Consider the following 19,840-nt stretch of genomic DNA (forward strand, 5'->3'; position numbering starts at 1 on the left):
CATGGCTATTCCTCAACACACCATTGACCAAATTTTAGATCGGACCGACATTGTCGACCTGATTGGTCAACGTGTGAAACTTAAAAAGTCAGGTCGCACCTATTCAGGCTGCTGTCCGTTCCATCAAGAAAAATCACCATCTTTTCACGTGTATCGTGACAAACAATATTTTCACTGTTTTGGTTGTCAGGCCAATGGTAATGCCATTCGTTTTTTAATGGACATCGACAGTCGTAGCTTTATTGATGTGATGAAGGATTTGTCGAGTCAAACAGGCATCGAACTTCCAAAAGACAACCGTGACTCGAAAAAACTGGTGTATAAGCGCGAAGCTAAACCTGTCCAAAAACCACAGGTCGATGTCGCAGAAGCCAAGAAAGCTGAGCCAGCTCCAGCACAACCGGAGTTTCAGATTGAGCATGATCCTTTTGCTGAATTTCAGTCCATGGACTACCAAGAAGGTTATGCTGATTTTGATACCTTCGAAGGCTTCAACACCGCCCCCGTTCAGGAAGGTAACTTATACGACCTGTTAGAAAATATTGCGCAATACTATGAGCAACAACTACCGCATAGTCGTGCTGCTCAGCAGTACTTTAAACAGCGTGGACTCAGCCGAGATACTATTGCGTATTGGCGTTTAGGCTATGCACCTGAAGACTGGCAACACTTAGAAAAAGCCTTCCCGCAAGATATCGAAGGCTTAAAACTACTCGGACTGATCCGTACTAGCGATAACGGTCGTGACTTTGACTTGTTGCGGGATCGTGTCATATTTCCGATTCGTGATGCCAAAGGTCGCGTGGTGGGCTTCGGTGGTCGTGCTCTAAATGACGAAATTAAGCCCAAATACATCAACTCGCCAGACTCTGAAGTATTTCATAAAAACCAATTGCTTTATGGTTTATATGAAGGCCGTAAACAAAAAGCCCAAGACTGGCTGATGGTCGAAGGCTATATGGATGTGATTGCGCTACAGCAGTATGGGATTGCAGGTGCCGTGGCGACCTTAGGAACTGCCAGTAACACCGAACACTTAAATATTCTGTTTAAACAAAACAACCGTATTACCATTGCCTTTGATGGTGACGTGGCTGGACAAAAAGCGGCACGCCGTACTTTAGAAATTGCGCTCCCCTTACTTAATGATGGTCGTGAGCTAAAATTTTTTGTTTTACCGAATGATCATGACCCAGATTCACTGATTCGTCGCGAAGGGATTGAAAACTTTAATAAACTGCTCCAACAGGCCCCACTGTTGTCAGACTTTGTTTTTGCACATCTGACGCAGAACCATGACATCAGCAGCCCTGAAGGTAAAAGTCAGGTCATGAGTGAGTTACGCCAACTAACGGATTTATTGCCCAAAACAGGCTCTTTCCGTTATTTGCTGAATCAATCCTTCAAAGAAAAACTCGGTTTTGGTCGTCGCTGGACACCTCAAGTCAGCAACGATGCCTCGTTGTCTTTTAATATTCGTACCAAAGATGAAGACTTCGCCCTCGCCGTTCTGATCCATCATCCGTTTTTGTATATTCACTTTGAAACTCTACGCGCCTATCTACCTGAAGATGAACTTTTAGCGCATGTGCTACAAGTCTTAGATGGCATCTTTGATGATTTACCTGATGACCAAGAACTGGCAACCTATTATGTTTTGGGTGCATGTAGCCGTTATGCCAACGCAATTGCTGATATTATGCAGCGCACAAATATTGAAGAACTAACTAAAACACCAGAACTGGCGGATAAACTGGCCAGTGAATATGCCCTTTCGCTTGAAGAAAAATATTTAAAACTTAAACTTAAAGCCCCAAATTCATTAATTGAGACACGAAATTTAAAACATAAACTCTTTGAACTGACCAAAAAAATAGGCTTAAGACTGATTACTTAAACCTATTGCATTTTTTATCTGGGTTTACTTTTTAGTTTTACGACGTTTAGCAAAAGTCTCATTTAAACACGTTTGCATTTGCTCAAAATGACTCGGATCTTCTGACTTGGCTGCTTCACGCAGCAGAATCGAGGTCGGATGTAGCAATTTCTGCGTCAAACGATGTGCAAATTCTTGCATCACCTGCTCGGCCTGTTCTCCTTTTGCAATTCGTGCCAACGCTAGATCTAATTCTTCTTGTCTTAGCTGTTCACCTTGCTGACGGTAAGCATGGATGGTTTCACCCGCCAGATTGACCTTTTGCTGGGTCACTAACTCCGTTGCTAGTTGGTTAACCATCACCTCTGCTTCAACCGCCGCCTGACGACGCTGAGCAAGGTTTTCATCAATCACCGACTGTAAGTCATCTACGCCATATAAATAGACGCCATCCAAACTTTCCACTTTCGGGTCGATATCACGCGGAACAGCCAAATCCACCATCAACATTTGTTGATAACGACGCTTTTTTAAGGCAGCTTTTACATCTGGATAATGAATCACCTGATGTAAACTTCCCGTACAACTGGAAATGACATCTGCACGCGCTAAGTTATTGGCCAACTGATCAAACTCAATAATTTCAACATCTACACGATGGGCTATTTCTTGAGCCAAAGCTTCAGCCCGTTCACGGGTACGGTTACAAATGAGGATTTTTGCGACTCCCATTTCAGCCAAATGCTTCGCCACCAAGCTATTCATTTCGCCCGCAGCGACCACCATGACTGTCAACTTTTCAGGCTTACTAAACACTTGTAATGCAAGCTGAGCCACCGCGTAACCCATCGATACAGCATGACTACCCACAGCCGTTTCAGAGCGGACGCGTTTCGCCGCATAGAAAGCATATTCAAAAATTCGGTTTAAATGAGGAGAAACAGTATGAGCCGTCTTCGCTAGAGATAGTGCAGATTTAACCTGCCCCAAAATTTGCGGTTCACCAAGCATGAGTGAATCTAAACCGCTTGCAACACGCATCAAGTGAGTGACAGCCTGCGCATTTTCATAACGGTATACATGATTCAACAATTGTTTAACATCTATGCCATTTGCTTGGGCGAGCCAGTTCAATACCATATCTGAATTTTCAGACATGGCATACACTTCTGTTCTGTTACACGTAGACACCACCACCATTTCATTTAAGTCTTGGTTTTGGCCTTGTTGCTCAAGCAGTTGCGTTAACTTTTCAGGGTTAAATGCAATTTGCTCACGCAATTCTACGGAGGCGGTTTGATGGTTGACACCCAATGCAAAGAAAGACATATCAGATCATCATTTCGCTAAATTTATGCTATTGTGCAATAACGGTGTCATAAAAAGCATTACTTGGATCAAGAAAAATTGCGTCAAACACATTGTCGACTGAGCGGCGCGAGAATTAAGCAATATTCTACCACATTCTTACTCGTCGGTAGCATGGCATCTAGTGCTCATCTTAGAGCAGCTGGAGATTTTTCGCTATCTAATTATGATGCAATTCAACAAAGTATGATTGCCGAATTTGCACTGGCTTACCAAGACAGCGCGACTGCCTTGCACAACTATACTGTGCTGGCGATTAAAAGTAATTCCACCACCATTAAACAACGCGCTTTAAATATTGCCCTTGAACAAAATGATTTGCATGCCGCACTCGACATTGCAACGCATTGGGTGGTGCAAGAGCCTACCGATGTTCCAGCCTTATTTTATTTGTCGCACATTGCACTCAAAGCACATGAATATGAACTCGCGGCTGAAACGCTCGATAAAATTCTCAACATTGATGCCAATGCTGATTTAGAGCAAATCCTTGCTGGAATTGCCCCTGAAGAACCTGAAGATCAAGAAATTCTCATTCAAGCGTTACGTTCGAGTAAGGAGCGGAACAATCCCTCTATTTTGGCGTTGATTGCAGGTTTAGAGGCTCAAAATGGCCAGCTTGACCAAGCCCTAACCACCATTAATAAAGCCCTAAAAAAGCGCGGAAAAGTCACAGGCTACATTTTGATGAAGGCCAACTTACTCAGCGCACTCGGCCAAGAGGAAGAAACCCGTAATTGGTATTCAAAATCGAGTCGTAAACACCGCGACAATGTCGATGTCCGTTTAGCCGAAGCCAAATATCTAATAAAAATTAATGCGTCAAATGAGGCCTTAACCAAGCTTGAGAGCTTGATTAAAAAATGGCCTAAACAAGAAGAAGCCTTGTTTATTGCGGGGTTAACCAGTATTGACTTAAAGAAGTACGAAAAAGCGGAAAAATATCTGGTTGAACTACGTAATTCGGCCGAATATCAAAATGAAGCCTATTACTATCTAGCAGTGAATGCTGAGCGAAAACAGCATTTTGAAACAGCAAAAGCCTACTATCGTCTGGTCGATGGTAGCCTGTATACCGTATCGCGTCGTAGCCTCATCAGTATCTATACCCAGCAAAACAAACCCAACGATGCTTTACGCTTCCTAACCCAAGAACGCGTGAACTACCCACAACATGCAAGCTTTTTGTATCAGGCGCAAGCCGATATTTTAAAGCGCATGAATAACAAAGCTGCAGCCATGCGACTGTTAGATGAGGCGATTAAAAACTTACCGGATGATCCTGAACTGATCTATTCTGAAGTGCTAATGTTGGATCCACATACGGATAAAGACAAACTAGAGAAGTTGCTGAATCAACTGTTAAGCATCGAGCCTAATAGCCCAACCTATCTCAATGCTTATGCATACACTCTAGCCTTGCAAAACAGACGCTTAGATGATGCACGTAGATTTGTTGAACATGCTTTAGAATATGCCCCCGAACAAGCCTCCATCTTAGATACCTTAGGCTTTATTTGTTACTTACAAAATGACTTTAGCACTTCAGCCAAAGTCTTAGAAAAAGCCTACATCATCAGTGGTAGTGTCAATATTGGCGTGCGTTATGCGCGTTCAGTCTATATGCTCGGTGATCTGCAAAAATTCTCCACTGTGTTACAACAACTCAAACAAAAACATCCAAATGATCCTCAATTGGATCAACTCAATACTTTATTGTTACCCCAACAACTGAAAAAGAGCTCATAGTTTTTATGCGTATTTTCTCAAATCTGAGCTTAAGCTTACTTGCTGCAAGTAGCTTGGCACTAACAGGCTGTCAACAGTTTACCAAACCACAGCTTGACCCAAACACCATACAAACCGAATCTGATCAACAATTTAGCTTACAGGGTAAAATTGGGGTGCGTACACCTGAACAAACAGGCAGTGCTTTTTTTACATGGGTACAACAGCAACAAGAATTTGATATTGAACTCAGTGGAATTTTAGGCGTTGGTAAAACGCAAATTACCGGTCGTCCAGGTGAAGTTAGCCTGAATAGTGCTAAAACTGGGTTGATTCAAGCAGAAACTCCTGAAGAACTTTTAAAAACAGCAACTGGTTGGCAGGCACCCATCACCCATTTAGTCAATTGGGTTCAGGCCAAACCCGCAACAGTTCAAGCACAAATCCAACGTGACAGTGCCAAACGAGCAGTACAGATCATTGAAGATGGTTGGAGCGTTGAGCTGAGCTATAACGAACAAGCCCATATGCCAAATCGGTTAATTTTAAAACAAGCACTTGAAAATGGTGCAGAAAACCGTATTACAATGGTCATTCAAAACCGCTAGTTTATCTCGTTATGATCCGTGTCCCTGCCCCATCAAAGCTGAATTTGTTTTTACACATTACGGGTCGCCGTGAAAACGGCTACCACGAACTGCAAAGTATTTTTCAGTTGATCGATCTGTGTGATTGGTTGGAATTTGAGCCTCGTACGGATCAAGAGATTCATATTGAAGGTTTAAACAGTGTCGATTTGAGTCAAAATCTGATTTATAAAGCGACACAGATACTTAAGCCGTATGCACAAACAGCCACCGGTTTATCCATTCGTCTTGAAAAAAATGTTCCGATGGGTGCAGGCTTAGGTGGCGGTTCATCGGATGCCGCGACGACATTAATCGTGGTCAATCAACTGTGGCAATGCGGGCTAAATACTGAGCAATTAGCAGACTTGGGTGTTCAGTTAGGCGCAGACGTTCCCATCTTTGTCCATGGTCGCAATGCATGGGCTGAAGGTATAGGTGAGCACTTAACATTCATAGACTTAGATCAAAAACAATACATTGTGCTAAAACCTGATTGTTTTATCAGCACTCAATTGCTTTTTTCACAAAAAACATTGACAAGAAACACGAAGAGCTCTAAATTTTGCGCCTATCAGTTAAAGCCATCTGATTTTGGAAATAATTTTGAGCCTTTGGCAAGAAGTTTATATCCACAAGTAGATGAAGCGATGCAATATCTCGACCAGTTCGGTGTTGCAAAACTTACAGGTACAGGTGCTTGTGTTTTTGCTGAAGTAACGAGTGATATGAACATTGATGATATTCTTGCAAATGCACCATGTAAAGCTTACTTGGTCAACAGCTTGAATGAATCACCAATAAGACATTTCCACGTTACCTGATAGGGGTATCGCCAAGTGGTAAGGCACCGGTTTTTGATATCGGCATCCGTTGGTTCGAATCCAGCTACCCCTGCCATTTTATTTCACCTGTAGATGACTGTACTAGGGGTATCGCCAAGTGGTAAGGCACCGGTTTTTGATATCGGCATCCGTTGGTTCGAATCCAGCTACCCCTGCCATTTTACAGTAATCAAATTTAGGGGTATCGCCAAGTGGTAAGGCACCGGTTTTTGATATCGGCATCCGTTGGTTCGAATCCAGCTACCCCTGCCATTTTCCAAAAAAGACAGAACAACACTTTGCTGTTCTACTGTTAATTTACCTTGACAGAATGACGCAAAAATATTAAAGTTCTGCCGCATTAGGGGTATCGCCAAGTGGTAAGGCACCGGTTTTTGATATCGGCATCCGTTGGTTCGAATCCAGCTACCCCTGCCATCTAATTCCTAAATTGCCAACCGCCAAGGGTGCTTCATGCCCAATCTTGTCGTTTTTAGTGGATCTGCACATCCACAATTCGCCCAAAAAGTCGTAAGCCACTTGCACATCCCTTTAGGTGCTGCATCTATTGGTCAATTTTCTGACGGTGAAATTGCTGTCGAAATTACTGAAAATGTTCGTGGTAAAGACGTATTTATCGTACAACCTACTTGTGCCCCAACGAATGATAACCTGATGGAAATCCTCGTTATGGCTGATGCTTTGCGTCGTGCAAGTGCTGGTCGTATTACCGCAGTGATTCCTTATTTCGGTTATGCGCGTCAAGACCGTCGTCCTCGTTCATCACGTGTTCCAATTACTGCAAAAGTTGTCGCAGATATGCTGACAACTGTAGGAATTGACCGTGTGGTAATGATCGACCTTCACGCTGACCAAATCCAAGGTTTCTTCGATATCCCTGTAGACAACATCTACGGTACACCAGCACTTTTAGCTGACCTTCGTCAACAATCACATGATAACCTCATGGTGGTTTCTCCTGACGTTGGCGGTGTCGTTCGTGCACGTGCTGTTGCTAAACAAATGGGCGATATTGACCTTGCTATCATCGACAAACGTCGTCAAAAGGCAAACGAATCACAAGTCATGCACTTGATTGGTGATGTTAAAGGCCGTGACTGCGTCATCGTAGATGACATGGTGGATACTGCAGGTACGTTATGTAAAGCTGCTGATGCATTGAAAACATTTGGTGCGCGCAAAGTGGTTGCTTATGCAACTCACCCTGTTTTATCAGGTAAAGCTATCGAAAACTTGAAAAACTCTGTGATTGATGAATTGGTTGTTACAGACACCATTCCTCTTTCTGAAGAAGCTCAAGCTCTTGGTAAGATTCGCCAAGTTTCAGTTGCGAGTATGGTTGCTGAAACAATTCGTCGTATTAACAACGAAGAATCTATTAGCGCAATGTTTGATTCTTATCTATAATATAGTGCTGAATTTTAAAAGCCCTGCCCAGTGCAGGGCTTTGTCTCACTAGGTCGGTCGCAGATCTAGTTTATTTAAAACTTAAATTAAGGATGTCTATCATGGCAAACTTCGTATTAAACGCTCAAGCGCGTGAAGCAGCTAACCAAGGGAAAGGTGCGAGCCGCCGCCTTCGTCACGCTGCTCAAGTTCCAGCTATCATCTACGGTGGTGCTGCTGAACCTGTAGCTGTTACTTTAGAACTTCGTGAGCTTGTTAAAGCTTTAGAAAACAACGCTTTCTTCGAAGAAGTTGTTGAAATCAAAGTTGGCGACAAAGTTGAAAGCGTTAAAATCAAAGCGTTACAACGTCACCCAGCTAAAAACACGCCTATGCACGCTGACTTCGTTCGCGCATAAGTGTTATTGGTGTAATTAGTGTCAAATATTTCACTGATTGTTGGTTTGGGCAACCCAGGTTCTGAGTATGCCCAAACCCGCCATAATGCAGGCTTTTGGTTTGTTGAACGCCTTGCAGAACAATATGGCATTACGCTTAAAAAAGACCCAAAATTCAATGGAATGAGTGGGCGTGGTAATATCGAAGGTCAAGACGTCCGTCTGCTATTACCCACAACCTTTATGAATCTTGTTGGTAAAAGTGTTGTTCCCTTCGCAAAATTCTACAATATTGCTCCAGAAGCAATACTGATTGCTCACGATGAACTGGATATGAACCCTGGTGTCATTCGCCTAAAAACAGGTGGTGGTCATGGTGGTCATAATGGTTTACGTGACATAGTTCCTCATATCGGTTCAAACTTCCATCGCTTACGCATTGGTATTGGTCACCCCGGTTCAAAAGAACGTGTTTCAGGACATGTCTTAAGCAAAGCACCAAGCAATGAACAAAATTTAATGGATGACGCAATCCATCACGCATTAGCTCGCACTAAAATGCTGGTGAATGGTGAGATTCAGCCTGCCATGAATCAAATCAATGCTTACAAACCAAACTGATAAGTCAAAAAAATGTTGAACCATGTTGCTTGCCATACTGTCATTTTAAAGGCAAAATGCGCTTGCCTGATTGCTTATCCAGCAAGTTCAGATTGATTCAACCATAAGATAACGATCTTAGGTCCACTCAGGAGACGCTAGCCATGCTATCTCGTTTATTAAAAGCAAAAATCCACCGTTGTGTTGTTACCCAAGCTGAACTTCATTATGAAGGTTCATGTGCAATCGATGGTCTTTTATTAGATTTAGCCGGTATCCGCGAATATGAAGAAATTCACATGTGGAACGTGACTAATGGTAAGCGTTTCAGTACCTATGCAATTCGTGGTGAAGAAGGTTCTGGCATCATTTCAGTCAATGGTGGTGCAGCACATCAGGCCGATGTAGGCGATTTAATGATTATTGCTACCTTTGGTGATTTTACAGAAGCTGAAGCAAATGCACATAAACCACGTTTAGTTTATGCAAATCCAGACAATACTGTAAGTCACATGGCAAACTGCATTCCAGTACAAGTGGCTTAAGCTCAATAAATTAAAAAAATCCGCTGCGTGCGGATTTTTTTATGAGCAGAATAATGCCATTGGATCAATTCTGAGCAGTATGAAACCCACTCAACCAATCTCGTTTGCTTTCACAGCCTAAATCTTGTAGCTGATTACCTTTCAATGCCGTGAGTATCGCATTGCCCTGCTCATCGACTTTAAACTCAGCATATTCTGCCTGCTGATAACAATCCGCTAAACCTTCTGCAAACAAAAAACTTCTCGATGCAGGATAAAGCTCGCTATAGCGATTATTCGGGTTTTGTAAAATCAGTCGAGCTGTACGAACATTTTTCGGCAACTCAAAATAGCTATGTATCACGCGCCTCTGTGAATCGAGTTCAACATAAGTGAGTACCGAAGATTTGTTCTTAATCACTTCATCCAAATAATGACCTGAAAAAATCTGATCTTCTTGATTGCTGTTGGCTTGGTTAGTACTTTCTGGACTCAAATGCTGAGGCGCAAAATAAAGTTGATAATTCAGCGCCATATAATCCCCCTGAATAATCGAACGCGGGTCTACAGGTTGCAAACGCACATACATGGTTTGACTATGGTTTAAGTGCCATTCATTTTTAAAAATTAAGCCTAAAAATACCGCGATGCAGAGTAATGCAAAAGCAAGAGGAATCATTTTCTTCATATGCCGAACTCCTCTTTTTGCTTAAATAGCATCAAGCTCAATGTCAGCAAGAGCAACATCAGACCTGACAAGAACATGCTTAAACTTTTAATCAGAAAGGTCACATCAAGGGAATAATATAAAAACCCTAAAATTACAGCGAAAGTTGCCAGCGCAAATCCATAGATCACTTTATCTTGTGTTTTTAATGCCCATGAAATGATGGCCAAACAAATAAAAATATCGAAATAACCATAAAAAAACAGCCCTACTGCAAAAGCAGTCAAAATAAAATGCGCAAATAAATGAAACTGCTTTTGAATATGTAAAAAGACAAAAAGTACAAACCATAAAATCGGTAAGCCAAAAGCCAATATCTGAATGTGCTCAATTTTCGCTAATTCATATTTTCCAAATAAAGTATAAAAGCCCATAGAAAATAGAATAATCCCAAGTGCAGAAAGTAATAAACTGCGTTGATATTCAGTTGGCTGTATGAATTTTATAGCCAGAATTCCCAGATAGAAAACATAATTCCAAAGTGCTAAATAAACAAAATTTTCAACAATATTACGCCAACTGAGATGTGCATTAATATCCCAAATGCACGCCACACCTGCTGCATATAAACCGAAAATTTGAACAAAAATAAAGAACCAATGTGTTCGCATGAAATAAGCGAGTGCTAGCATCGCCAATTGTAAAAATAGAATCGGAAGAATTTGATTCATTAAATCAACGGTGTGAAAGATCACCGCAATTTGTCCTGCAACCCAGAGACAATAAGCGAATTGTCTTAAAAATAAACTTTGTTTGGCTTTTAACAGATAAGCTGCCAACACTACAAAGACAATGCCCATAATCAAGGAGAAATTCCCCCAAAAGGTCAGCATCAACGTTGCAAAGACGATACCCGCAATCCAAGCTCCCACAGCAAGGGGAATAGCATTGAACCGACTATGTGGAATAAATTTAATCAACATGTAAGTGATGAAAGCAAACCACGCAAAAATAATCAGTGCGATAAAAAATAATTCAAAAATTTCATTCTGACCAAACCACTCCGTTACCGCCTTCACAATGATCAAGGTAAAGCTAATGCCTAAGCCCACGGCTGAAAGTGCACTACACAACTGATCTTTATTTTGATAATAGTAAGCCAGTGAAATGCCCAACAAGATAAAAGACACGATGAAATAAAGAATGCTTTTATCCGCATAGAGATACATCGCCATATGCCAAATCGAGAGAATGGCAAACCATAGTAAGAATAAATAACGAAGTTTCGAATAATATTTATTGCAGAAATAGAATTGAATCAGTGCAAATACATGAATACTGATTAAAAAGAGATCTGAATATTGATCCCCCCAAAAGGTTTGTATAAAAAACAGAAACAACGCCAATTGGCTGGTAATACATAAAAGGAAAAATACACCGATATTCGGACGATATAACCACGGTAAAAGCAGCACAGACCAAAGTAGAAATAATAAATAGCTGTCAGCACCCGTTTGATAAATTTGACCAATTACAGCCAGACTTAAACCAATCATCAAAGCACAGACACTATGTAAACACTGCACTAGAAAATCATGTTTTGTCAGCCACAAGCTGCAAACCGCACTAAGTAATAATAACAACTGAGGAATAGCCAGCTGAATATTCTGTGGCAACATAAACCAATTAGCAGCAACCAAATACAACATACTGACCGCGATGAGTGTAAAACCAAAAACTTGCAGATGCTTTATGAAGGATTCAGCATTCCAAGGATAATCATATTGTTGAATTTTGATCAATTCTAACTCCTCACTCTTATTTTTATCTTGATCATTTCAAACCATTCAAACTATAGAAAAACTTCTTATTCATGTTTATGGTTTTTCTCAGATATTCATTTTTGAACATTAAACTCATACTAAATGAAATCATGCACAGAGAGTGTTGGTCTTTAGCAAACCAATAACATAAACAACCCTATAGCAAAAATTGTTCTATGTATAAAACTGATCATTCTAAAACTCCCCCTGTTTTTCTAAATATTTAGCACTATAATGGAGTTACATCGCTTCAGGGCGGGGTGCAATTCCCCACCGGTGGTAAGTTCAGTTGAATGACTCAGACTGAATCAGCCCACGAGCCAGCCAAGCAAAAAACATCTGTTTGGCTCGCAGATTTGGTTCAATTCCAAAGCCGACGGTATAGTCCGGATGAAAGAAGACGACGTGACCAATAGAATCTCAGGTACAAACCTGTGAGGATTTATTGCTACGCCAATTTTTCAAAGTCCTGAAATGTTCAACCGTACTTCAATTTTACGCGAGCGTTTCAATGTCTAGTTTGATTCAACCCGAAATTTTCTTTTCAGCCCTTTCTCCAGCTGAACAACGTATCCAACAAGCTTTAGAAGATATCCGCCAAGGCAAACCTGTTTTGGTGATGGATGACTTTGACCGTGAAAACGAAGCCGACCTCATTGTAGCTGCCGAAACTCTCACCGTCGAAACGATGGCACGCATGATTCGTGATGGCTCTGGCATTGTCTGTTTATGCCTGACCGATGAACTGGCCGATCACTTAGAGCTTATGCCTATGGTGTCAGATAACTCAAGTCAGTTTAAAACTGCATTCACGGTGACCATTGAAGCTGCAACTGGCGTGACCACAGGTGTGTCTGCGCAAGATCGCACCACCACAGTCAAAGCAGCAATTAAAGATCGGGCTGTTGCCAGCGACTTAAACCGCCCTGGTCATGTATTCCCTCTTCGTGCACGCCAAGGCGGTGTGCTCACCCGTCGCGGTCATACCGAAGGAACGATTGATTTAGCTCGTTTAGCAGGCTTAAAACCAGCAGGTGTATTGTGTGAACTGACCAATGCCGATGGAACTATGGCCTCTGGCATTCAAGTGTTGGCATATGCGCAAACGCATCAGTTGACTGTGATCACCATTGAAGAATTGGTGCAATATCGCATTAAACACGGGGTTTGATTTTTAGGCTCCTAATCAAAAAGCCTCCATGTTGGAGGCTTTTTGATGCAATACCATCAGCATCAAACAAAGACAGTATAAATACCATAGAGCGCAATGCTGACCAATATCGCACCACAAACGCCTAATAACTTATTGTACAAAGCGGACTGCGATAGTTTATTAAAACCCAAATAAACCAAAGACAACGTGCTGAAGTCTAGAATAATCCAGAGAATGGTCAACAGTACAAGGCTGACATCGACATCACTGGTTACTTCAATAAACTGTGGGAAAAATGAGGCAAAGAAAATAATATCCTTCGGATTCGAAATACCCACCAAGAAACCTTGCTTAAAGCCCCCCTGCACCGCCTTTAGTTGCACAGGCGATGTTTCTGTTCCTTGAGCAATGGCTTCTTTTAAAATTTGAAAACCAAGATAGGCAATATATACGCAGCCTAAAATCTTAATCGCATTTAACCAATGCTCTGCAATGTTTAAAAAGCCTTTTAAGATAAGTACAGACAATACAATAAGAACCAAAGAGGCTAAATTCGTCCCAAAAATGGTTTTTAAGGCTTGCTTATACCCACCTTTTAGACCTGCACTAGCAACCAACAACATCACTGGGCCAGGTGTTGCAATCATGACTACCACAGCCGTACAGTACAACGCCAGTTCAAATACATTCACCATCGAAAAACCCTTTTCCCCCAGTCACTCTCGCAAATAGCTTAGGTATGCGGAGTATTCTTTTTATTCAAACCAAGAGGACTTATTCGTCCTCTTCCATATGGATGAGATGTTGTCGAATTGCGTCAGCACGCAAAAATGCCAAATCATAACTGGCTGTAGCAAGTGCAAGAACACGGCGCTCAAACTCTTGCCAAATCGGTTTCACTTGGTGCGCTTGAATACCTAAACCACTTTCTTCGGTAAAGTTCTTATTTTTTTCACATACTTTTAACGCATGATAAAGCTTCCGCCCTTTTGATGCATCGGGACGTAAACGAACGCGTTTAGATAAAACAAAAGCTTCGACCTGCTGCACATCAGCAAAAGGCAACATTGGTACTAAAATTTGATCTAGTTGTGCATCTAAGCGTTGCCAAACTGAACGATGCTGCTCCGAAGTGTAGGTATTCCACTGAATCACTTCATGATTAAAACGACGACAACCACGACACACAGAATCACCAAATACCGTTGAACAACGCCCTGCACATGGGGTCAAAGAGGCAATTCGACGATCTGTACTCAAAACATACTCCTGTTAATAAACGCACCAAAACAAAACGGATTTTGTCTTGGGCAACTGAATATACACGCTCCCCTACCACTTGAGAAGCCATTTAAAATGTTTACTTATCTCGCATCTTGATTCAATTCCATGTAAAATGTGCGCCTTAAAATTATCTATCAAAATACATTGGAGTACTCCATGAACGCTACTGTAGAACAGCTTGCACCTGTAGAACAGCAAGCGACGACTGGTTGGGTTGTTGCCGCACTTTATCAATTCAAAGAAGTTCAAGATCCTGCTGATCTTCAACAACGTCTTTTAGACTTGGTAAAAACCATCAACCTATGTGGTACTCTGATTGTAGCGGGCGAAGGCATTAATGGTACGGTTGCAGGCGACCGTGCCGCGATCGATATGATTCATCAATTCCTTCTGAATGAAGGTTTTAAAGAAATGGAATACAAAGAGTCTGACAGTGCAGACAAACCATTTCGTAAAATGAAGATTAAACTTAAAAAAGAGATCGTGACTTTAGGCGTTGAAGTAAAGCCACGTGATTTAGTCGGTCACTACCTTGATCCGAAAGAATGGAATGACCTGATTGCTCGTGATGACGTCATTTTGATCGATACTCGTAATGATTATGAATACAAAGCCGGAACATTTAAGGGTGCCATTGACCCAAAAACAGAAAGTTTCCGCGAATTTCCAGAATACGTTAAACAAAACCTTGAACAGCACAAAGATAAAAAAATTGCGATGTTCTGTACAGGTGGTATCCGCTGTGAAAAATCGACCTCTCTTCTTCTTCAAGAAGGTTTCAACGAGGTTTATCATCTGAAAGGTGGCATCTTAAAATACTTAGAAGAAACCCCTGTTGAACAAAGCATGTGGGAAGGTGAATGTTTCGTTTTTGATGGCCGTACTGCAGTCACTCATGGTGTTGAAGAAGGCCTTAACATTAAGTGTCATGCTTGTGGTTGGCCACTTCTTCCTGCTGAAGCAGAAGAAGCTAGCTATGAACATGGTGTGTCATGCAAATACTGTATCGACAACACCACAGAAAAACAAAAAGAAGGCTTCCGTATGCGCCAATCACAGATTGCTGCGGCTAAACGTAAACGCCTTTAAAATCATTCAGATTATTTAAGTCAAGAATAAGCCCTCAAATGAGGGCTTATTCTTTTATCCAGTTCGCGTTTTTTAAAAATATTTAACAATTTTGTCACAACATTGAACTCAATCTGAGTCATACTGTATAAATAATAAGCTAAAGTGGTGCCCTGAAGGTCTCCACATAACAATAAAAATGACATGCCTAAACGACGAAAATAGGATGATTGCCATGCATAAAATAATCATGCCACGCCATCGCACACTGATTCGCAATGCCGCAGCAAACCGGATCGAGCAATATCACAATACCAGCTTCAACCAAATCAAAGCCAAGCTTGAACAACGCACGCATTTGTTTATCGTGGTTTTAGGCATGTTGATCGGTTCAAGTATCGCGCTCGGCATTGGTTACCATTTAAGCTCAAATATTTTAAATTATACGTTGCTTAGTTTAATCCCGATTGCGCTGGCCTATAGCTTACGTAAAGTCTATATTCACACGCTGACCCACACTCGTTTCGACGAATAGAAAACAATACATTTCAATTCTTTACCCACATGCGATAAGTCCTTAAGATAACTTATCGCATTTATTTTTATGGTCTATATGAACCTCACTGCATGGATCATCTCCGTCATGGAACAACTGGGTTATTGGGGAATAGCCTTTCTGATGTTTCTTGATAATGTTTTTCCGCCTATTCCTTCTGAAATTATTATGCCTTCTGCAGGTTATGCCGCATCACAAGGTGAGTTGGTGTTAGTTGGGGTCATTATTGCAGGATGTATTGGTTCACTCTTTGCCGCGGCAGTGCTGTATTGGATCGGCTATCAATTTAAACAAGAGTACATTTTCAGATGGGTCGACCGCTATGGTAAATATCTATTTATCAAATCCGCCGATGTGAAAAAATCCTTAGATTGGTTTGAGCAGTATGGTCACCGTATTGTATTTTTTGGTCGCATGATTCCTGCAGTGCGTTCACTGATTAGTATCCCTGCGGGGATGAGCCGTATGCCCTTTTGGCAGTTCATGTTTTATAGTGGACTCGGTACAATTATCTGGACAACATTTTTAGCAACAGTCGGCTATTACTTTGGTGAAAACCAAGCACTGATGCATCAAATTTTTAGCAAAGTCGGTTATGTCATTATTGCCATTGTCGCTGTGATTATCCTTTGGTTTTTTTATCGCAGGCATTTGCGTAAAACACGCAGCTAATTTATTTATTTGGGGGAAATACATGAAACACTATTTACTGCATTTTGCTGCGGTATATAGCATTGCTTTGGTGCTGTTAATCACCGTACTGGTCTTTGGTTTAAACCTTGGCGGTTTAACCTTAATTCCGACCTTAGTGGCTTGTGCACTGATTAGTGTCGGACACTTCGTAAAAAAAGAACACCGTGTTCCAAACAATCATGAAAAAATTCAACTGGTTTGGGGTTCAAGTGCTGTCGCAATTATCATCGGTAGTTTCTTTGTACTATTTTTAGTGCTAATGAACCCCAATGCTGAAGCGATTATGAAATCCGTCGATAATGCCGGCATTGGACTCACTGCTGTCATTATGCTGTGTATGGTCGCGATTCATGGCGCTATTTTTCATATTGCCTATGGTTGGTACGCAGACTATTGTTTTAAAAAGTTGCCATAAAAAAAGCACCTCGTTTGAGGTGTTTTTTTATGCTTAATACATAACGATCAAATGCCGCACGTGATTAGTTCTTTTGAGTGGAAAGTGCCATTAACTTTGTCTGGCTGGCTCTCATTTCTTCAATCAACCAATCTTTAAAAATGACTTTATGCGGATCATCCTCAAAAGGAGATGCGGAAAGTAAATAATAAGCAGAGCCGTCTTGCACAATCGGGCTAAGCATATCTAACATTTGAAAATCGAGCTCTTTTTCAACCATATAAGCTGAAACCACTGTTGCCCCCAACCCTGCTAAAGAAGCCTCTATACACAAATAAAAATGTTCCAATGCTACTTTTTGAAAATGCGTAAACTGCGCTTTATATGCATCCTTAAATTGTGTCCAAATTTTAGGTCGCGAACTGGAAATAAACAGCTGTGAGGTCGGGGCTAAATGATTGCGACGCGACACACAAACCATATGCTCATCTGCCATTTTTTCACTATAAATGGCCTTGCCCCACTCAAAATCATTACGCCTTAAGGCCAAGTCGATGTTTTGCGCTTTAAAATCCGCTTCTCCACCACCTGTTAACAAACTGATGTCAATCTCAGGGTAACGCAGCTTAAATTGAACTAAGCGCGGAATCAGCCATTTCATGGCGATGGTCGGGTCACAGGATAAGATTAAGCTCTTCTTCTCATTCTTCTTTTCTTTTGCCATCTGTACAAGACATTGGTCAATCTGAGGAAAGACCTGCTCACAACAATCAAACAGTGCGAGGCCATCTTCCGTCAGCTGTAACTTTTTGCCGTCACGAATAAATAAACGATGCCCCAGTGCCTCTTCCAAATTTTTTAACTGTTTACTGACCGCACCTTGAGTGACAAAAAGTTTTTCAGCAGCGATGGTGACACTGTCATAGCGAGCGACATAATAAAAAAACTTAAGAGAATTCAGTGATAAGCGCTCAATCATTCCAAAAACTCATCGATAGGAAAGAATTAAAATCGATTTTCACTATAGCAAATATATGAAAAATATATAAATCCTTTAATTCAACCCGAACAAGGATCAATGAGTGAATGAAATTATAGCAATTGCCATCATCACCCTACTTGCAGTCATCAGTCCCGGTGCTGACTTCGCTTTGGTCAGCCGAAATAGTTATCTATATGGGCGTAAACAAGGGATCTATACCGCATATGGTATTGCTTGTGCTGTATGGATCCACATTAGCTATAGCGTACTGGGGCTCAGCTTCTTAAAGCACTACATTCCAAACCTATTGCATATCATTCAATATATTGGCGCACTGTATCTGATGTATATTGGGTACAAAACATTTACCCATCAGCAAATTAGTGACCATGCCACTCATACTTTACTGGATCCACATCAAGCATTTATACAAGGTTTTCTTGGCAACAGTTTGAATCCCAAAACTACGCTATTTGTGATGAGCATCTTTGCACAGTTACTGCGAGGCAATCATGGTCTAATGCATTTAATTGGTTATGGCATGTTTATCTCGGTCAGTCATCTGCTGTGGTTTTTACTCATTTCACTATTCTGTTCAACCCCAGTGATCCAAAATAAAATTTTACGCAAACAAGTGAGTATAAACCGTGTCATCGGTACCGTACTCGCAACTTTAGGACTTTGCTTATTTCTCACAAACTAAGCATGAGTGGTACCTGCATTTTAAACCCTAAAATTTGGGCATAAAAAAACGTCCTCTAAGGACGTTTTTTTATTTGCTTACTAATGCCTACGTCGCTGATGTCACGACACAAGAACAATTATGCTGGCGTATGATACATGAGATAAAGTTCGTTTAAGTTCTCTGGAATTTCTTCTGCAAGCTCATCCATTAACTGACCGTTACGACGGAAAGTTTCCATTTGCGGATCTTCTTCATCAATCCCACTAAATACCATAATTGGTAAAGTAAGATCGACCAGTTGCTCTTCAAACTCAGGCGTGAACCATGCATCTTCATTGAGGAACATTGCATCGACAAAACCAACGCTCCAATCCCCTAGGCTTGACTCAACATCTGCCTCTTCAATTTCAAAAGGAAATTCAATCCCTTCTTCATTGGCAAGGTTTTGACGAATAGACTCAAGCCAAGCTTTCACTTGCGCGATGATCTCGGCAGGCACTTTCTTTTGATTATTATCAAAAAGTTCATCCAACCATTTTGCAAAAGTAGGACCAACTGCAATTGCACACAAGAAACCATGAGTCGCTGCAAAATCTAGACCATACTCATTTTGGTCACCATCTAGATATTCACTCAATAAGTCTAAATCTAAAGCACTCATTTCAAATCCAAATTCAGAAACTGATTAGGGCATTAGCATAGCATTTTCAGACACGATGCTACATCTGATTTTAGTCTTCTTCGTCGTCAAAATCGTCGTCATCGTCGATGTCGTAATCAAAATCTTTAAGCTCACGTTCCAAACGGCGCTGTGCAAGAAGGTCATCAATCAGGCGACGTTTTTCTAATGATTCTTTCGCACTAATTTTACTTGATGACTCATCAAAATTAACATCATCATCAGCGTAGTTATCATCTAGTTCAAAATCTGTAGAAGACACTAAAACTACCTCATAGTGAAAAAATGTGAAGGGTCTTAGCCGCTATTTATATGGGTTCCAGAACCTTGTCAAGTTTTATTTGAATTTAGAGCAATTAATTTGATTTTTAGTCTTTATTTCTAACCAATTTTTATGGCATGATATAATCCACCCTGCGTCTTTGTAGTTTACGACTTTAAAATGGTCACATAAAATCCAAATTGTTCAGATTTCAAATTTGGGTTTTGAACTTGAGCACGCTCG

At 41.1% G+C, this 19,840-nt stretch carries 22 protein-coding genes, 4 tRNA genes and 1 riboswitch; of the genes, 18 read left to right on the plus strand and 8 right to left on the minus strand.

The window, feature by feature from the left end; translation table 11 throughout:
* Position 1 precedes the first annotated feature (1 nt).
* Complete coding sequence (locus tag F946_RS12395) at positions 2–1,897, plus strand: DNA primase (protein ID WP_004982784.1); 1,896 nt, start codon at positions 2–4, stop codon at positions 1,895–1,897.
* Positions 1,898–1,921: 24 nt separating this feature from the next.
* Here the strand turns inward: F946_RS12395 and hemA are convergent, their stop codons facing one another.
* A complete protein-coding gene (gene hemA / locus F946_RS12400; RefSeq protein ID WP_004982785.1) occupies positions 1,922–3,205 on the minus strand; it encodes a glutamyl-tRNA reductase in 1,284 nt (427 codons plus the stop codon).
* 78 nt (positions 3,206–3,283) lie between these two features.
* Between hemA and F946_RS12405 the strand changes: the two genes are divergently transcribed.
* The 11 genes from F946_RS12405 to panD all read left to right on the plus strand — a co-directional run bounded on the left by F946_RS12405 (position 3,284) and on the right by panD (position 9,372).
* Positions 3,284–4,993 carry a tetratricopeptide repeat protein gene (locus F946_RS12405; protein WP_035326991.1) on the plus strand — a complete coding sequence of 570 codons (1,710 nt, stop codon included), beginning with the start codon at positions 3,284–3,286 and terminating at the stop codon, positions 4,991–4,993.
* Positions 4,994–4,998: 5 nt separating this feature from the next.
* The gene (gene lolB / locus F946_RS12410; protein ID WP_004982790.1) at positions 4,999–5,580 is read left to right on the plus strand and encodes a lipoprotein insertase outer membrane protein LolB; all 582 of its coding nucleotides are present in this window, start codon (positions 4,999–5,001) and stop codon (positions 5,578–5,580) included.
* A gap of 11 nt (positions 5,581–5,591) precedes the next feature.
* A complete protein-coding gene (ispE, locus tag F946_RS12415) occupies positions 5,592–6,422 on the plus strand; it encodes a 4-(cytidine 5'-diphospho)-2-C-methyl-D-erythritol kinase (protein WP_004982792.1) in 831 nt (276 codons plus the stop codon).
* Position 6,423: 1 nt separating this feature from the next.
* A tRNA-Gln gene (locus F946_RS12420) sits at positions 6,424–6,498 on the plus strand.
* Positions 6,499–6,526: 28 nt separating this feature from the next.
* Positions 6,527–6,601, plus strand: a tRNA-Gln gene (locus tag F946_RS12425).
* A gap of 19 nt (positions 6,602–6,620) precedes the next feature.
* A tRNA-Gln gene (locus tag F946_RS12430) sits at positions 6,621–6,695 on the plus strand.
* Between the two features lie 90 nt (positions 6,696–6,785).
* Positions 6,786–6,860 (plus strand) — tRNA-Gln (locus tag F946_RS12435).
* Between the two features lie 36 nt (positions 6,861–6,896).
* Positions 6,897–7,850, plus strand: a complete 954-nt coding sequence (locus F946_RS12440; protein WP_004695513.1) for a ribose-phosphate pyrophosphokinase — start codon at positions 6,897–6,899, stop codon at positions 7,848–7,850.
* A gap of 101 nt (positions 7,851–7,951) precedes the next feature.
* Complete coding sequence (gene rplY, locus F946_RS12445) at positions 7,952–8,248, plus strand: 50S ribosomal protein L25 (protein WP_004695511.1); 297 nt, start codon at positions 7,952–7,954, stop codon at positions 8,246–8,248.
* A gap of 18 nt (positions 8,249–8,266) precedes the next feature.
* Positions 8,267–8,848 carry an aminoacyl-tRNA hydrolase gene (gene pth, locus F946_RS12450; protein ID WP_004982795.1) on the plus strand — a complete coding sequence of 194 codons (582 nt, stop codon included), beginning with the start codon at positions 8,267–8,269 and terminating at the stop codon, positions 8,846–8,848.
* A gap of 143 nt (positions 8,849–8,991) precedes the next feature.
* The gene (panD, locus tag F946_RS12455) at positions 8,992–9,372 is read left to right on the plus strand and encodes an aspartate 1-decarboxylase (protein WP_004695506.1); all 381 of its coding nucleotides are present in this window, start codon (positions 8,992–8,994) and stop codon (positions 9,370–9,372) included.
* Positions 9,373–9,436: 64 nt separating this feature from the next.
* Here panD and F946_RS12460 read toward each other — a convergent pair whose 3' ends face one another.
* Positions 9,437–10,039, minus strand: coding sequence for a GDYXXLXY domain-containing protein (locus tag F946_RS12460; protein WP_004982797.1), 603 nt, complete (start codon positions 10,037–10,039; stop codon positions 9,437–9,439).
* Positions 10,036–11,820 carry a DUF2157 domain-containing protein gene (locus F946_RS12465; protein WP_004982800.1) on the minus strand — a complete coding sequence of 595 codons (1,785 nt, stop codon included), beginning with the start codon at positions 11,818–11,820 and terminating at the stop codon, positions 10,036–10,038. Before F946_RS12465 ends, F946_RS12460 begins: the two co-directional genes overlap by 4 nt.
* Before the next feature lie 264 nt (positions 11,821–12,084).
* A riboswitch (FMN riboswitch) is annotated at positions 12,085–12,247 on the plus strand.
* 105 nt (positions 12,248–12,352) lie between these two features.
* Between F946_RS12465 and ribB the strand changes: the two genes are divergently transcribed.
* Entirely contained in the window at positions 12,353–13,012 is a 660-nt protein-coding gene (gene ribB / locus F946_RS12470; protein WP_004982801.1) for a 3,4-dihydroxy-2-butanone-4-phosphate synthase, read from the plus strand.
* Between the two features lie 62 nt (positions 13,013–13,074).
* Here ribB and F946_RS12475 read toward each other — a convergent pair whose 3' ends face one another.
* Positions 13,075–13,689, minus strand: a complete 615-nt coding sequence (locus F946_RS12475; protein WP_004982804.1) for a LysE family translocator — start codon at positions 13,687–13,689, stop codon at positions 13,075–13,077.
* A 79-nt stretch (positions 13,690–13,768) separates the two neighbouring features.
* Positions 13,769–14,254, minus strand: coding sequence for a DUF1289 domain-containing protein (locus F946_RS12480; protein WP_004982805.1), 486 nt, complete (start codon positions 14,252–14,254; stop codon positions 13,769–13,771).
* Positions 14,255–14,434: 180 nt separating this feature from the next.
* On the opposite strand from F946_RS12480, the gene trhO reads away from it, so the two are divergent.
* The 4 genes from trhO to F946_RS12500 all read left to right on the plus strand — a co-directional run bounded on the left by trhO (position 14,435) and on the right by F946_RS12500 (position 17,010).
* Entirely contained in the window at positions 14,435–15,367 is a 933-nt protein-coding gene (gene trhO, locus F946_RS12485) for an oxygen-dependent tRNA uridine(34) hydroxylase TrhO (RefSeq protein WP_004982807.1), read from the plus strand.
* 214 nt (positions 15,368–15,581) lie between these two features.
* A complete protein-coding gene (locus F946_RS12490; protein WP_004982809.1) occupies positions 15,582–15,881 on the plus strand; it encodes a hypothetical protein in 300 nt (99 codons plus the stop codon).
* A 78-nt stretch (positions 15,882–15,959) separates the two neighbouring features.
* Positions 15,960–16,574 carry a DedA family protein gene (locus F946_RS12495; protein ID WP_035326997.1) on the plus strand — a complete coding sequence of 205 codons (615 nt, stop codon included), beginning with the start codon at positions 15,960–15,962 and terminating at the stop codon, positions 16,572–16,574.
* Positions 16,575–16,596: 22 nt separating this feature from the next.
* Positions 16,597–17,010, plus strand: coding sequence for an ABZJ_00895 family protein (locus F946_RS12500; protein WP_004982811.1), 414 nt, complete (start codon positions 16,597–16,599; stop codon positions 17,008–17,010).
* 64 nt (positions 17,011–17,074) lie between these two features.
* On the opposite strand, the gene F946_RS12505 is transcribed toward F946_RS12500, so the two are convergent.
* Positions 17,075–17,968 carry a LysR family transcriptional regulator gene (locus F946_RS12505; protein ID WP_004982812.1) on the minus strand — a complete coding sequence of 298 codons (894 nt, stop codon included), beginning with the start codon at positions 17,966–17,968 and terminating at the stop codon, positions 17,075–17,077.
* Positions 17,969–18,071: 103 nt separating this feature from the next.
* On the opposite strand from F946_RS12505, the gene F946_RS12510 reads away from it, so the two are divergent.
* The gene (locus F946_RS12510; RefSeq protein ID WP_004982813.1) at positions 18,072–18,674 is read left to right on the plus strand and encodes a LysE family translocator; all 603 of its coding nucleotides are present in this window, start codon (positions 18,072–18,074) and stop codon (positions 18,672–18,674) included.
* Between the two features lie 118 nt (positions 18,675–18,792).
* Here F946_RS12510 and F946_RS12515 read toward each other — a convergent pair whose 3' ends face one another.
* Both F946_RS12515 and F946_RS12520 read right to left on the minus strand, forming a co-directional pair.
* A complete protein-coding gene (locus F946_RS12515; protein WP_004695482.1) occupies positions 18,793–19,317 on the minus strand; it encodes a YecA/YgfB family protein in 525 nt (174 codons plus the stop codon).
* A gap of 70 nt (positions 19,318–19,387) precedes the next feature.
* The gene (locus tag F946_RS12520; protein WP_004982817.1) at positions 19,388–19,597 is read right to left on the minus strand and encodes a PA3496 family putative envelope integrity protein; all 210 of its coding nucleotides are present in this window, start codon (positions 19,595–19,597) and stop codon (positions 19,388–19,390) included.
* Positions 19,598–19,840: the final 243 nt, after the last annotated feature.

Source organism: Acinetobacter johnsonii ANC 3681 (genome assembly GCF_000368805.1).
GTDB lineage: Bacteria > Pseudomonadota > Gammaproteobacteria > Pseudomonadales > Moraxellaceae > Acinetobacter > Acinetobacter johnsonii.